At 64.8% G+C, this 15,286-nt stretch carries 10 protein-coding genes; 8 read left to right on the top strand and 2 right to left on the bottom strand.

The genetic code is table 11. The annotated features are described in order from the left end of the window. Positions 1–91: 91 nt before the first annotated feature. Positions 92–1,381: a nitrite/sulfite reductase gene (locus tag E8K79_RS15460; RefSeq protein ID WP_136515481.1), complete on the bottom strand. Its 1,290-nt coding sequence runs from the start codon at positions 1,379–1,381 to the stop codon at positions 92–94. Positions 1,382–1,565: 184 nt separating this feature from the next. Between E8K79_RS15460 and E8K79_RS15455 the strand changes: the two genes are divergently transcribed. From E8K79_RS15455 to E8K79_RS15420, 8 genes are all read left to right on the top strand, one after another. Beyond that, complete coding sequence (locus E8K79_RS15455) at positions 1,566–2,831, top strand: sensor histidine kinase (RefSeq protein ID WP_136515480.1); 1,266 nt, start codon at positions 1,566–1,568, stop codon at positions 2,829–2,831. A 141-nt stretch (positions 2,832–2,972) separates the two neighbouring features. Further along, complete coding sequence (locus E8K79_RS15450; RefSeq protein ID WP_136515479.1) at positions 2,973–6,440, top strand: PAS domain S-box protein; 3,468 nt, start codon at positions 2,973–2,975, stop codon at positions 6,438–6,440. Continuing rightward, a complete protein-coding gene (locus tag E8K79_RS15445; RefSeq protein ID WP_136515478.1) occupies positions 6,433–7,248 on the top strand; it encodes a response regulator in 816 nt (271 codons plus the stop codon). Before E8K79_RS15450 ends, E8K79_RS15445 begins: the two co-directional genes overlap by 8 nt. Before the next feature lie 65 nt (positions 7,249–7,313). Continuing rightward, on the top strand, positions 7,314–8,885 hold the full coding sequence (locus tag E8K79_RS15440) for an HD domain-containing phosphohydrolase (RefSeq protein WP_136515477.1): 1,572 nt from the start codon (positions 7,314–7,316) through the stop codon (positions 8,883–8,885). Continuing rightward, on the top strand, positions 8,882–9,541 hold the full coding sequence (locus tag E8K79_RS15435; RefSeq protein ID WP_136515476.1) for a GTP-binding protein: 660 nt from the start codon (positions 8,882–8,884) through the stop codon (positions 9,539–9,541). Before E8K79_RS15440 ends, E8K79_RS15435 begins: the two co-directional genes overlap by 4 nt. Beyond that, positions 9,538–10,824: a sensor histidine kinase gene (locus E8K79_RS15430; protein ID WP_136515475.1), complete on the top strand. Its 1,287-nt coding sequence runs from the start codon at positions 9,538–9,540 to the stop codon at positions 10,822–10,824. The genes E8K79_RS15435 and E8K79_RS15430 overlap by 4 nt, the downstream gene beginning before the upstream one ends. Before the next feature lie 3 nt (positions 10,825–10,827). Further along, positions 10,828–13,206, top strand: a complete 2,379-nt coding sequence (locus E8K79_RS15425) for an ATPase, T2SS/T4P/T4SS family (RefSeq protein ID WP_136515474.1) — start codon at positions 10,828–10,830, stop codon at positions 13,204–13,206. A 278-nt stretch (positions 13,207–13,484) separates the two neighbouring features. Continuing rightward, positions 13,485–14,057: a response regulator gene (locus E8K79_RS15420; RefSeq protein WP_136515473.1), complete on the top strand. Its 573-nt coding sequence runs from the start codon at positions 13,485–13,487 to the stop codon at positions 14,055–14,057. Here the strand turns inward: E8K79_RS15420 and E8K79_RS15415 are convergent. Further along, entirely contained in the window at positions 14,054–15,277 is a 1,224-nt protein-coding gene (locus E8K79_RS15415) for a GGDEF domain-containing protein (protein WP_136515472.1), read from the bottom strand. The two genes, E8K79_RS15420 and E8K79_RS15415, sit on opposite strands and share 4 nt — an antisense overlap. Positions 15,278–15,286 lie beyond the last annotated feature (9 nt).

The raw sequence follows: 15,286 nt of genomic DNA, 5'->3' as shown, positions 1-15,286 counted from the left end.
TTGATGCTGTCTCAAGAGGTGGGAGCCCCCCCCTCGCCTCCGCAGAAGGGGGAGAGGGGGGGTAACGTTGAACGCTGAACGTTGAACGTTTTTAGACTTCTTTGACCGCAGCGAGGAGCTGGGCCAGGGTAAGCCCTTGCTGCACCGGCTCGGCGAAGGGGCCGGCACCGGCACGGTACAGATCGAAACGCGGCGCGCGCCCGGCCTGGTCGTTCACCAGACGCGAAGCGACGATCCCCGCCTGCGCGAGCTGCGGCTGGGCACAGCAGTTCGGACAACCGGAAATGGCCCAGTTCATGGCAAGCGCCTCCTCCCCAAGCTCAGCCACCACGGCGGCCGCCACCTCCCGGGTCGGGGCAAGCCCCATGATGCACTCGTGGCTCCCCGGGCAGCACCGGAACACCACCCGCTCCGCAGCGCTCGCTCCGGCAAACCCGGCCTGCGCCAGCGCCTCGCGCGCCTTCTCCCGATCCGCCTCCTCGACCACGTGCATCACCACGCTCTGGTTCCCGGTCACCATGAGGATCCCACCGCAAAACTGCGCCGCGACACGGGCAAGGGCCGCGAGCCCTTCCGCCTGAAGCTCCCCGGCGAAGACGTGCGCCTCGAGCCGATCCTCGGAATCGGCAGGTACCGGCACCAGGCTCCCGGTCAGGGTGGGAACGGTGGTGAGCTCCTCGAGCGCCCCTTCCCCCATCACCCTGCGGCGAAACTCCTCCTGCCCGATTTCGCGCACGAGGTGCTTCAGACGCTTCGGGGGAGGCGTGTTCGCCTCGTACTCCCTGAGCACGTTCTCGGTAAGCGGGATGAGAGCATCCTCCGCGACTCCTTGCGCCAGCAAAAAGCCCGGGGTCGGCTCGCGCCCGAGCCCGCCGGCCGCGTAGACGTCGTAGCGCGACCTCTCGTCATCGGAGGGAACCGGGATGAAGCAGAGGTCCTGGATCAGGTGCCTGCGGCTTGCCGTGTCCGCCTCGACGCCGATCTTGAACTTCTTCGGGAGCTTCTCAAAACGCGGGTTCCCGGTGAAGTGCCGGTGGATCTTCCTGACTAACGCCTCAAGGGCGGGGGCACCGGCTGCGGAGAGGCTGCCGCAGATGACGCCGCGCACCGCGCCGCCGCAGGCGCCACGGTTGTACAACCCCACCTGCGCGAGTTGGGTCGCAACCAAAGGGAGCGCCTCCTCGGACAGCCAGTGCAGCTCGATGCTCCCCCTCGTGGTAAGATGCACGAGGCCGCGCGCGTGGACCCCGGCTACCTGCGCCACCTTGAGCGCTTGGTCGGCGGAGATGATCCCGGCGGGGAGCTTGACGCGCTGCATGAAAAACTCCTTCTGGCGCTGGGGATAGATCCCCTCCAGGCGCAGATTTCTGTCTATGGACATGGCTTTTGTCTCCTGTACGTTAAAAGCCGGCCGCAGCCGGCATGGTCACGGATAGTACAGGAAAAGCCTCAGCCCCGGCAACGAAAAAGGCTTCAGTGGAAGTCATCCTCGGCCGATGAGAAAGGTGCGCCGGACAGGCAACCGACGGCGCCGCTAAGAAACACGCCGATGCGGGTTTGGAACTATGACCGAATTCCCAGAGCAGCCGGACATACTCGTCGTTGACGACAGCGCCGCCATACGCAGCTACGTGGTCGCCCTTCTCTCCCAGGACGGCTACCGGGTGCGGGAGGCGGTGGACGGGGCGAGCGCCCTCGTCGCCTTGACCAGCGCTCCTCCAGACGTGATGCTCCTCGACGTCGAGATGCCGGGGCTCTCAGGCCTCGACGTGCTGCGCGCGCCCCCCCTGCACGATCGCATGTACTCCGTGATCCTCTTCACATCCCAGGGAACCCACGAGCAGATCGCTGCGGGCCTCGATCTTGGGGCCGATGACTACATCGTCAAGCCGTTCCAGGAACTCGACCTCCTCGCCCGCATCCGTGCCGCCGTGCGCAATACCCGCCAGAAGACCGCCCTCGCCAGGGCGCGACATGAGATCGAGCAGACCCTCGCCAAGCTGCAGAAGACCCAAAGGAAACTGGTAGAACAGGAAAAAGTGGGAGCCGTCGCGCGCCTTGCCGCCGGGGCCGCCCACTACATCAACAACCCTTTGGGCTTCGTGATGAGCAACCTCTCGACCCTGGAGCGTTACGCCTTCGCCCTGCAGCAGCACGCAAACGCGCTCACGGACCTGCTGCGCGCCGCCGACCCAGATTCCGCCCAGGCGATCCTGCAACTGGAAAAGAAGCACCGCCTGCGCCAGATAAACCTCGACCTCCCCGCCCTGCTGCACGAGACTAAGGAGGGGGGGCAACGTATCGCCCTCATCGTTCAGCAGATGGCGCAGCTAGAGCTCGGCCTTGCGAACCAGGCGATGCAGGAGTTGGAGCTCGTCGGCCTCATGAAGCCGCTGGTGGACATGACCACGGTGCTCACCCCCCCGGGGACCCAGGTGCACTGGTCCCAGCCCGAGCACGGCGTATTCGTGCAGGGGGCGCTCACCCTCTTGAACACCGCGCTGGTCGCACTCTTAAAAAACGCCTGCGAGGCGCTTGGCAGCGCCCCGGGCACCATCAGCGTCTCGGTCGCCACGCAGGGCGAACTCGCCGAGATCGTCATCTCCGACAGCGGACCCGGCATCCCGCCGGAAAACCTCCCCTCGCTGTTCGATCCCTTCTTCACCACCAAGGCCCCGGACAGCCACGTGGGGCTCGGTCTGACCATCGCCCAGCGCTTCATCGCCGGGCACGGCGGACGCATCCTCATCTCCAGCGACGCCTCCGGAACCTGCATCCGGGTCGAACTCCCCCTATCCCAGCACCTCGAAGGCGCGACCGTAGCGAATTAAAAGACATTAACCTTTTCGTTTCGGCAAGTTAGCGCAATATTCCCCTCAAGAAAACAGCGTTTTTTCCGATGGAAGCAGGAAGCGGAGGAGGCGCATCTCGTCACGCGATGTTGCCTTACGCCCTCTTCGGAGCGCAAGCATATGAGGATAAAGACCAAGATATCCGGGCCGGTGTTCCTGCTGGTGTCATCACTTATGGTGCTGCTCACCCTGGCGGGGTACCGCTACCTGGCCCACGCCCTGATCGAGACCGTGGCGCGGCAGCACGCGGCGACGCTGGCCCTCGCCTCTCGCTACATCGATGACGAGCTTTTGCACTCACGGCAGATGCTCGATCTGATGGCGAAGGGGATCGATCCTGCCCTGCTCGACGACCCGAAGAAGATGCAGCAGGCGCTCGACCAGTTCCGCGCGGCGCGCACCTTCTTCAACGGCGGCCTTGAGGTGATCGATGCGGAAGGGCGCAGCATCGCGCAAAGCCCCCATACGACACAGAGCCCGATCCAGAAGGGGAACAGCTACGTCGCCTTCACCCTCGCCACCGGCAAGCCCTACATCTCCGCCCCCTACTTCTCCTCCGCCCCCCCCAAACACCCCCTGATCAGCTTCGGGGTTCCTATCCTGCGCGCAGACGGCAGCGTGGCCGGGCTTTTGGCGGGACATCACGACCTCCACGAAGACGGCAGAACCGACCGGGCGCTCCACACGGTCGGAAAGCGCGGGCGCCTGCTGGTTATGGAGAGAAACCGCACCATCGTCTGGCATCCGGACCAAAGCCAGGTGATGTCCTACCTCGCCCCCGGGGAGAATCCGGCCATCGACGACGCGCTGCAGAGAAACGTCATGGCCAGCGGTGAGACCCGGGACGCCGCGGGAGAGACCTGGATCTCCACGGCCCTTCCGTTGAAAAACGCGAACTTCATCGTGGCGGTGCAGTACCCCGAAACGGAGGCGTACGAACCGCTCAGGGAGGCGCGCCTTTTTTTCGCCGCGGCTCTCGTCATCATCCTCCTTTTGACCCAGGTGACGCTATGGCGCCTGATCCGGCACATCACCGAACCGCTCGCTCGGCTGGTAAACCACGTCGGCACTCTCAACCAAAAGAAGGGGCCGGAACGGCTCGTATCCATAGCGACCGGCGACGAACTGGAGCACCTGGCGCTCGCTGTGAATGACATGGTGGAAACCATGGACAGACGTCAGGAGACCCTGGAGGAGAACCAGGAGCTCTACCGCATCATCGCCGAATTCACCTCGGAACTCGCCATCCTCACGAACCCGGACGGCTCGCTGCGCTACATCTCCTCTAACTGCGAAGCGCTGACCGGCTACACCGACCGCGAGTTTCTGGCCGTCCCCGGCCTTCTGGAGAGCATCATCCACCCGGACGACCGCGAGCTGTTGCGCCGCAACTGCTGCGGTGCGGCCCCGGACAAGCAGGCATCCCCCGTGGAGTTGCGCCTCAACACAAAAGGCGGGGAGCAGCGCTGGTTCAAGTACACCTGCCGGGAGGTGCGTGGCGCCGACGGCGAGAGTCTCGGCATGCGAGGCAGTTTCAGGGACATCTCCATGGACCGGCGCCTGGAGGGGATGCTTGAGGAGGAGCGCCGTTTCGTCGAGAGCCTTCTGGAGAACACCTCCACGCCGCTCTTCGTTATCGACAGAAACCACCGCATCATCGTCTGGAACCGCGCCATCGCGGAGCTGACCGGAATGCCCGCGACCGAGATGCTCGGCACCGACCGGCAGTGGGAACCCTTCTACCCGACCAAACGCCCCACCCTGTGCGACCTCATCATGTCCGGGAAGACCGACCGGGCCGCAGAGTTCTACCCGACCTACAGCTGCGACGTCGTGATGAAGGGGATCATCAGGGCCGAGGGGTGGTACCACAACCTGAACGGCAGGGAACGCTACCTCTTCTTCGATGCGGCGCCGGTCACCAGGGACGGCGAAACCATCGCGGTGGTGGAGACGCTGTACGACATCACCGAGCGGGCCCGTGCCGAAGAGTCCCTGCACCTGTTCTCCGAGGCGGTGGAACAGAGCGCGAGCGCCATCGTGATCACCGATGCCCAGGGGGTGATCCAGTACGTGAACCGGAAGTTCTGCGAGGTGAGCGGCTTTAAGAAGGAGGAAGCGCTGGGTCAAAAGCCGAGCATCCTAAAGTCGGGACGTCAGTTGGAGGAAACCTACCGGCAGCTGTGGGAGACCATAACGGCCGGGAAGGAATGGCACGGCGAGTTCAACAACAAGCGCAAGGACGGCACCTTCTTCTGGGAGAACGCGACCATCGCCCCGATCTGCGACCAGCAGGGGCGCATCACCCACTTCCTCGGGGTGAAAGAGGAGATCACGGCGAAGAAGAACGCCGAGCGCCAGCTTTTGAAGAACCAGGCGGAGATGGTCCTGAAGCACGAGCAGCTCTCGGAGCTGTTCCGGCAGGTGGAGAAGGGAAAACGGGAATGGGAACAGACCATGGACTGCGTCGACGACCTGGTGGCCATGGTGGACAGCCAGGGGCGGGTCAGGCGCTGCAACCGCGCTTTCAAGCAGCTGACCGGCAACTCCTACTCGCGCCTGGTCTCGGCCAACTGGCGCGACCTGATGCAAGGGGCAGGGCTCGACCTGAGCACCCTGGACCGCGGGCAGGCCGAGCTGCAGCACGAGGCATCGGGGCGCTGGTTCACCCTCAGGATCTATCCGTACGGTGAACAGGGGTCGCAGGTGATCATGCTGCACGACCTGACCGAGATCAAGCGGGTCTCTGAGGAACTCATCGTCGCCTACCAGGAGCTGAAGGCAACCCACTCGCAGCTTTTGCAGCAGGAGAAGATGGCCTCGATAGGGCAGCTGGCGGCCGGGGTCGCCCACGAGATCAACAACCCCATGGGGTTCATCTCCAGCAACCTAGGCACCATGGGGAAATACCTCGAGCGGCTGGAAGGATTCCTGGAGGCCCAGTCCGACGGGCTCGCCGCGGCGACGCCGGAGGCAAGGGAGCGCATCTCCCAGGCGCGCAAGAAGTTCAAGGTGGATTACATCCTCGCGGATGCACGGAGCCTCCTGGCCGAGTCCCAGGACGGAGCGGAGAGGGTGCGCAACATCGTGCAGAACCTGAAGAGCTTCTCCAGGGTGGACGACGCGCAGGCCACCTACGTGGACCTGAACGAATGCATCGAGAGCACCATCACCATCGCCTGGAACGAGCTCAAGTACAAGACCACGCTCACGCGCGACTACGGCGAACTCCCGCCGGTTAAGTGCCTACCGCAGCAGTTGAACCAGGTGTTCCTAAACATGCTGGTGAACGCGGCGCACGCCATCGAGAAACAGGGGGAGATCACCGTAGCCACCAGGCGCGAGGGGGATCAGGTCCTCATAGCCATCAGCGACACGGGTGGCGGTATCCCGGAGGAGCTCAGAAGCCGGATCTTCGAACCGTTTTTCACCACCAAAGAGGTCGGTAAGGGAACCGGGCTCGGCCTCTCCATCAGTTACGACATCATCAAGAAACATCACGGGAGCATCGAGGTGGAAAGCGAGGTTGGGGTCGGCACCACCTTCACCATCAGGCTCCCGATAGAGGGGGTTGGCTCAGATGAGTGATCACCAGACCAGGATCCTATGCGTGGACGACGAGCGCAACGTGCTCCGCGCCCTCGAGCGCATCTTCATCGACGACGACTACGAGATACTCACCGCGGCCTCCGGCGAAGAGGGGCTCGAACTTCTGAACGCCTCGCCGCAGGTGCAGGTGGTGATATCGGACTTTAGGATGCCGGGGATGAACGGGGTCGAGTTCCTGAAGGAGGTGTTCAAGAGCCATCCCGAGACGATCCGTATCGTCCTCTCCGGGTACGCCGACACCGCGGCGGTGGTCGCCGCCATCAACGAGGGGAAGATCTACAAGTTCATCCCGAAGCCGTGGAACGACGACGAGCTGAGGGTGACGGTCGCCAAGGCGCTCGAGCACTTCGCCACCCAGCGCAGGAACGAGCAGTTGGCCGAGGAACTGAGGCGCAAGACGGACGAGTTGAGAGAGCTGAACGCGGACCTCGCACGGCGGGCGGCCTCATGCTCCTGCGGTTTCATGCAGGAACACGCCTCGCTGGCGCACGCGGCCCTCATCCTGGACCATCTGCCGTTCGGGGTGCTCGCCCTGAACGGCGACGGCATCGTGCTGCAGATGAACCGGGAGGCGGCGGATCTTTTGCAGGTCGCCGACGGGCAACTGGTGGGGCGACGCCTTGCCGAAGCGTTGCCGCAGTTCGCAGACCTGGGCGACGGTTTTTCCGCGGCGGCTCCCGGTTCAGGCACCGTCGAGACCGGGGGATTCCGGCTGAACCTGCGGCAGTTCCACCCGCCGGGTGACGGTGCGGTGGAGCTGCTGGTCACCATCGCCCGCGCGGCGTGAGGTGACGCGGCGTAAGGCGCCCTCCTGCGGCGCACGCGCCCTATGACGCAAACGAGGAGCAACGGATGGACATACAAACAGAAACGGCACCGCACAAGGTGCTTCTGGTTGACGACGAGGAGAACATCACCCGCTCCATTGCGCGCCTGCTCATGGAGCAGGAGGTGGAGCTCGAGGTGCTGCGGGCCGCCTCCGGGGCCGAGGGGCTGGAGAGGCTCAGGGAGCACCCGGACGTCGCCCTCATCCTCTCGGACCAGCGCATGCCCGGCATGAGCGGCGCGCAGTTCCTCGAGCAGGCGCGGGGACTCGTCCCGGACGCGGTGCGCATGGTCCTGACCGGCTACGCCGACATGGCGGCCACCATGGATGCCATCAACAAGGGTGGCGCCTCGCGCTACCTCCTGAAACCGTGGGACGACGACGTGCTCGTGCGCACCATCCAGGAAGGGGTGCAGCAGTACCACCTGGTCCAGGAAAACCGGCGTCTGACCGCCCTTGTCGAGGAGCAAAACCGCGAGCTTTCCGCCTGGAACGACAACCTGAAGGGGCGCGTTTTGGAGCAGACGGCGACCATCAGGCGGCAGAACGAGGAGTTGAAGGAGCGTAACCGGCGCGTGGGGCATGCCTTCCGCGAGACCATCGTCGCCTTCTCCCGCCTCATCGAGCTCCACTCGAGCCGGCTGCAGGAACACACCCGGAACGTCACCGAGCTGAGCGTGCGGATAGCCCGCGAGGCGGGGCTCTCCCCCGAAGAGGTCGAGACGGTGCGCACCGCCGCTCTTTTGCACGACATCGGCGTGATCGGCATCAGCCAGGAGATCCTGCAAAAGCGGATGTCCGCGATGACCCGTGAGGAAACCGGCATCTTCTTGCAGCACGCGGTGCGCGGACAGGCCACCCTGGACGCGGTCGAGGAATTGCGCGAGGCGGGGGTGCTGATCCGGCACCACCACGAGCGCTACGACGGCGCAGGGTTCCCCGATGGGCTGAGCGGAAGCGGCATCCCCTTGGGCGCCCGCATCATCGCCATGGCTGACTTCGTGGACCGCGAGCTTACCGAGCAGCGCGGCGACGATCCGCTTCCCGCCCTTTTCGCGCGCATCACGCAGGAGCTCGGCAAGAGCCTCGATCCGGAGCTCTACCCCGCCGCGGAACGGCACGTGCGCGAGCTCTACCTCGCAGCCTACTCTCGGCGCGCCGAGGCGGCGGAGAAGGAGCTCCGCCCGAAGCAGCTTCTGGAGGGGATGACCACCACCCGCGACCTTTTCAGCGGTTCCGGGGCGCTCATCGTGGAACGCGGCACCGTGCTCGACGCGGGGCGCATCATGGCCGTCGTACGCAGCTACCAGGTCGATCCCCCGTCGGGGGGGATCTTCGTCAGTTGGGCCCCATCCGGGCGCAGCGACGCGGGGAGTGTGAAGATCGCCGTGACCGAGACGGTAACCGAACGCGAGGTCGAGCCGAAGCGCCTAAAGGAAGGGATGCGGCTCACCAGGAACCTCTACAGCGGGACGGGACTTCTGCTTTTGACTGAGGGAACGCAGTTGAACCGCGGCAGCATCGAGGCCGTGCTGCGCTACTACCAGATCGACCCCCCTTCGTGCGGGGTCTACGTGGCGGACGAGAAGGCGCGATGATCGAGTTCGACGAGAAAGAGCGGCGCATGGTGCTGAAGCTGGTCTACTACGGCCCGGCGCTCTCGGGGAAAACCACCAACCTGTTGCAGTTGCACGACCTCCTTACCCGGCAGGGACGCGGCGAGCTCATGGTGCTCGACACGAGCGGAGACCGGACCATCTACTTCGATCTCCTCCCCTTTTTCCTCACCGCGCCGAGCGGCCTTAAGATCAAGGTGAAGGTCTACACAGTTCCGGGGCAGGTCTGCCACGACGCGACGAGAAAGGCGGTCCTGCAGCGCGCCGACGGTGTGGTCTTCGTCGCCGACTCGAACCGCGCCGAGGCGGGAAGCAACGTAGCGAGCTTTGACAACCTGGAGCGCAACCTCTCCCTGGTCGGGCTCGACATCGACAGCATCCCGCTGGTGATCCAGTTCAACAAGCGCGACCTGCCGGCCGCGGTCCCCGAGGAGGAGATCCGCACCACCTGGGACCCCACCGGCATCCCGGTGGTGCTGGCGAGTGCGCTGAACGGCCACGGCGTGGCCGAGACCTTCGCCCTCGTCGCCGGGCTCGTCTACGACCGGATCGACGCCCGGTTCGCCCTCGCCGCGAAGCACGGCCTTACGCGCGAGCGCTTCGTCGCGAAGCTCACCTCGCTCAAGGAGGAGCCATGAGCGCAGACACGCTGCATTTCGTGGTCGGGGAGGAAAAAAAGGTGCGCGAGCTCCTGCTCGACGCGGACGTGCTCCCGCTGCTCAAGGGTGCGCTCGCGGCGGGTGCCTCCTGCGCCCGGGTCACCGGTGACGACGGGGAGGAACTCTGGGGGGCCTGTTCCCCGGCCGGTCGCGGGGGGCTCCTCCGGTCCCTGCCGCTCATGCTCGAGGGTGAGCCGGTGGCGCACCTGGAGCTCTTCGGGGCACCGGAGATGCGTGAGCGCCTGGAGCCGCTCGCCTCGCTCCTTATCGTGGCGCTCGACACCGTGCTCAGGAACAGCCTGAAGCGGGTCCTCACCACGGAGATCCACACCTCGGTGGTGAACAGCTCGCACGAGGAGCTCGTCGCCATGAACGCCGAGCTCGCGAGAAGCGAGGCGCGCTACCGCGAGCTCGCGGAAAACCTGGAGCTGCGCGTGAAGGAGCGGACCGCGGAACTGCGGCGCGCCCAGGCGCACCTGCTGCAGCAGGAGAAGATGGCCGCGGTGGGGCAGTTGGCCGCCGGGGTCGCCCACGAGATCAACAACCCGCTCGGCTTCATCACCTCGAACCTGCACACGCTGCAAAAGTACGTGGCCCGCTTCTGCGCCATGCTGCAGTTCTACCGCGAGCACCTGGAGCTCGAGCAGCCGCGCGAACGGCTCGTTACCGAGGCCGAGACGAAGTGGCGCGAGCTGAAGCTCCCGCATGTCATGGCCGACGTCGGCGACCTGATGGCGCAGAGCCTCGCCGGGGCCGAGCGGGTCTCCCGCATCGTCGCCGACCTGAAGGGTTTCTCCCATGTCGACGAGAGCGGCGAAAGCGTCGTGGACCTGAACCAGGAGCTGGAGCGGACCCTCACACTTTTATCGCACCAGTTGGCCGGCCGCGCCGAGATCGTCAAGGAGCTGCAGCCGCTCCCGGAGGTTAAATGCCAGGGGCAGCTCCCCGGGCAGATCTTCCTGAACCTGATCCAGAACGCCCTCACCCACGCCGGGGCCTCGCCGCGCATCACCCTCTCCAGCTGCTTCGACGGGGAGAGGATCAGGATCAGCATCGCCGACAACGGCCCCGGGATCCCCGCCGCGCTCAGGGGGCAGATCTTCGACCCGTTCTTCACCACGCTGCCGGTCGGCTCCGGAACCGGCATGGGGCTTGCCGTGGTCTGGGAGGCGGTCCTTAAGCTGCAAGGAACCGTTGCCGTAGCCGACGCCCCGGGGGGAGGCGCCGACTTCATCATCACCATCCCCGCAGGCAGGAACTAAGCGATGTCGAGATATTCACAGCTATTCAAGACGGCGGCAAAGGGGGAGGAACGGGAGGCGCAGGAACCTGCCGCCAAGAGTTTCGGCGTCCTCTTCGTCGATGACGAGGCAGGTGTCCTCTCCGCGATGCGCCGGATCTTCATGGAGGAGAACTACCGTCTCTTCACCGCGGCAAGCGGCGTGGAAGCGCTCGCCGTGATGGAGGAGAACGAGGTGCAGCTCATCGTCTCGGACCACCGCATGCCCGGCATGACCGGAGCGGAACTTTTGAAGACGGTGAAGGAACGCTGGCCCCAGGTGATCAGGATCATGCTCACCGGGCATGCCGACGTGAATTCGGTGATGGGAGCGGTGAAGGACGGTGCGGTCTACAAGTTCATCACCAAGCCCTGGAACGACGACGACCTGCGCCTCACGGTGAGCCTTGCCCTGCAACAGTACGTCCTGATGCAGGAAAACCAGAACCTGAAGGAGCTCACCCGCTCGCAGCAGCAGCGCATCAAGAACTACGCGAGCCTCTTCGACGAGAACCGCGGCATGGCGGGCAACATCCTCGTCAAGGCGGGGGCGGCGACGAGGGAGGACCTGGTGCGCGCCGCGACGGAACGTGCCCAGGGCGAACTGATCATCGACGCCCTGGTGCGCCTCGGCGTCGTCACCGAGGGGGAGGTGGTGAAGGCGCTGCAGGCGGCGCTCAACATCGACTACGTGGATCTCGCCTCGGCGGAGATCATGCCCCAGGCGGTGCGTTTTTTGCCGCGCGACCTGTGCGAGAGAAACCGCATGGTCCCGATCCGGATGACCGGCCGCCAGCTCACCGTAGCCATGGCCGATCCCTCAGACATCTACAAGGTCGACAACATCTCCATGATGACCGGACTCGCCGTGGTCCCCCTCATCGCCACCGGTTCCGAGATCCTCGCCCTACTGGAACGGGCCTGGGCCGAGGGACCGGCGCTCGAGCAGGCTGCGGACCTGGAGCCGATCGACGAGATCGACATCATCATCGACGACGAGGAGAGCCAGGTGAGCGTCACCGAACTCATCGGCTCCTCCGAGGTCCCGCCGGTGATCCGGATCGTGAACGCGGTCATCTCGGAGGCGATCCGCTACCACGCAAGCGACATCCACATCGAGGGGAAGACCAAGTACACCCTGGTACGCTTCCGCATCGACGGCCTGTTGCACAGCAAGATCAAGATCCCGGCCGACCTGCACCCCGCCATCGTTTCGCGCGTGAAGATCCTCGCCAAGATGGACATCTCCGAACGGAGAAAGCCTCAGGACGGGCGCATCACCGTGAAGGCCGGGACTCGCATCGTCGACATGCGCGTCTCCTCCATGCCCACCCTGAACGGCGAGAAGCTCGTCCTGCGCATCCTCGACAAGAGCGCCGCGATCAAGGAGCTACCCGACCTCGGGGTGCTTCCGGACGGGCTGCAGAAGATCCGCACCCTGGTGAAGAAACCGCAGGGGGTGATCATCGCGACCGGCCCCACCGGCAGCGGCAAGACCACCATGCTCTACTCGATCCTCTCCACCATGCTCGAGGGGAGCAGGAACTTCGAGACCATCGAGGAGCCGGTGGAGTACTTCGTCGAGGAGGCAAACCAGGTTGCGGTGCGGGAGAAGATCGGGCTCTCCTTTGCGAGCGTCCTGCGCGCCACGCTGCGCCAGGACCCGGACGTGATCCTGGTCGGCGAGATCCGCGATGCCGAGACCGCGGACGTCGCCTTCAAGGCGGCGCTCACCGGCCACATGGTCCTCTCCACGCTGCACACGAACTCCGCGGTCGGCTCCATCACGCGGCTCATCGACATGGGGGTGAAACCTTACATCATCGCCTCGGCGCTCGAGGGGCTCTTCGCGCAGCGCCTGGTGCGGCGTGTCTGCTCTGCCTGCAGCACCGAGGTCGCCCCGGACCGGGAGATCATGGAGCTGCTGCGCGTCCCGCCGGGGTACCTCGACGGGGCGGTGCGCCGCGGCAAGGGGTGCGATCAGTGCAACAAGACCGGCTACCGGGGGCGGACCGGGGTCTTCGAACTCTTCACCATGAACGAGGACTTCCGGCATTTCATCAGCACGAGCTACAAGGAGACCGAGCTCTTCGACATGGCGCGGGCCGGGGGTATGCGCACCCTACTCGAGGACGGTCTGGAGAAGGTGCGCCTGGGGCTCACCACGCTCGAGGAGCTGCTGCGGGTCCTGGGGCCGCAGCTACTCCACCAGCGCCGGTGCGACTGCTGCAACCGCATGGTGGACGCGAAATATCTCTTCTGCCCCTTCTGTGGCACCCTGCGCCGCAACCTCTGCCGCGACTGCAAGCTCCCCCTGGAACCGGAGTGGCTGAACTGCCCGCACTGCGGCGCGGCAAGGGAGTAGCGGGTAAGCTCCCCCCTTTGCGAAGGGGGGCTGGGGGGGATTTGCTTTTTGTCGGCACGTCCGAAAAGAAGCCCGCTCAACATCTGCTATCCACCTGCGCAGGTTGCGTGACCGCAGTGGTCGTATGGCCTATCAAGGCAAATTCCCCCTGTCCCCCCTTCGCAAAGGGGGGAACGTTTGGCCATACTTTTTGCTTCGAGGGCAACGTCTGCTTCGGAGGAACTCCCCAAAAACGCAGAGGAGGGGTGGTTCAAGCTGCATAGTACCGGAGGTACAACATGACCGATGAAACGAGGATTCTATTAGTGGACGACGAGCCGCACGTGATCTCGGCCCTGGTGCGCGGGCTGGACGAGGAGCCCTACCTGATCACGGGGGCGCACGGCGGAAAGGAGGCGCTCGGCCTCATGGCGCAGCACCGCTACAAGGTGGTCATTTCCGACGAGAAGATGCCGGGGATGGACGGGGCGGAGTTCCTGGGCGCGGTGAAGGAGCTCTACCCGGAGACGGTGCGCATCATGCTCACCGGGCATGCCAGCGTCGAGGCGACCATGCGCGCGGTGAACAGCGGTGAGATCTACCGCTTCTTCACCAAACCATGGGACGAAACGGAGCTGAAGCTCGCGCTTAGAAGCGCCGTGGAGAAGTACGACCTGGAAGAGGAAAACCGTCGCCTGTTGAGGACGGTGAAGCGCCAGTCGCAGGAGCTTAAGTACCTAGAGAAGAGTTACCCGGGGATTACCGACCTGCGCCGGGAAGCGGACGGCGCGATCCGGATCGACGAAGACGTCACCGAGGAGGAGATAGCGAGCATCATCGCCGGGTGCAACGATGCCGAGCGGTCCCCCTAGACCGCCTGATCGCGCCCGCCGCTCTTCGCCCGGTAGAGGTTGCGGTCGGCGCGGCGCAGCACCTGCATGAGGTCTTCGTCCCCCTCCTCCACCGTGGTCATGCCGATGCTGGCGGTGAGCTGCAGGGGGGCCCCATCCAGGCTGAAAGGCTCCCGCCGGATCAGCGTAAGGATCTTTTCCGCCACCGCGCGGGTCTGTGCCAGGTCCGAGCCGGGGAGCACCACCAGGAACTCCTCCCCACCGAAGCGCCCGAGCGAATCGTAGTTTCTAAGCGACGCGGCGATCCGCTCGGCGAACTGCCGCAAAAGGTCGTCGCCCGCCAGGTGCCCGTGGCGGTCGTTCACCTCCTTGAACCGGTCGATGTCGATCATCAGGAAGCCGCTTCCCGCATCGGACATCCCTTTCTCCCTGCGCCGCGAGGCGCGTGCGAATTCCCGCCTACCGATCAGTTCTATCTGGCGCTTGTTGAAGGTTCCCGTCAGCGGATCGGTGATCGTCTGTTTGCGGAGCACCTCCTGGGTCTCCTTGAGCTCCCGGGTCCCCCTGCGGATAACGAAATAGGAGATGCCGAAGACAGCTACCAGGATGGCCACCAGGAACGCCAGCGAGAGGAGCCCGGCGTTGACGCTCTGTCTGCGGTAACGGGTGACATCCATGTAGACCTCGAAGCTTCCGATCACCCGGCCGTGGTCCCGGATCGGGATGTAGGTCTCCACCACGTCCACGTTGAACTTCCGCTCGTCCGCTAGGTCCTTCACCTCTTCCTTTCTCTCAAGCTTGGAATCGTTGGCACCGGCGAGGGCGTTGGCGAGCCGCTTGTTGCCTCGGTTCGTCTCGCCGATCAGCTTCGCCTCGGTGCTGTAGACGATACGGGCGTCGGAGGAATAGATCTTTATCTTTACGATGTCGAAAGGGGCGAGGAACTTTCTCAGGCGGTCGTCGAGCTCGGCGAGGTTTTCCGGCGCCACGGCGACCCTGCTGCCGCTGCCGTCGGCCGAGAGGATGCGTTTCCGCTGGTTCTCAAGAAGCGCCTGGCTCACCTTGACGGCGTCGTCCTCGGCGCTGACGATCACGTTTTGGTACAGGAGATGGAAAAAGGCGTAACCGGCCCCTGAGGTGATCAGGACCATGGAAAGGAGGGCGATGGAGACGAACAGGCGCAGCAGGGAGTCGGGATCCCTTTTAGCGTCGGCGTGGGTAAAGATGCGTAACAGCTTCACGTTGCTTCC

This window comes from Geomonas edaphica (genome assembly GCF_004917075.1).
Classification (GTDB): Bacteria; Desulfobacterota; Desulfuromonadia; order Geobacterales; family Geobacteraceae; genus Geomonas; species Geomonas edaphica.
The sequence above is the reverse complement of the archived record's forward strand: the minus strand, read 5'-3'. Positions and strand labels throughout refer to the sequence as shown.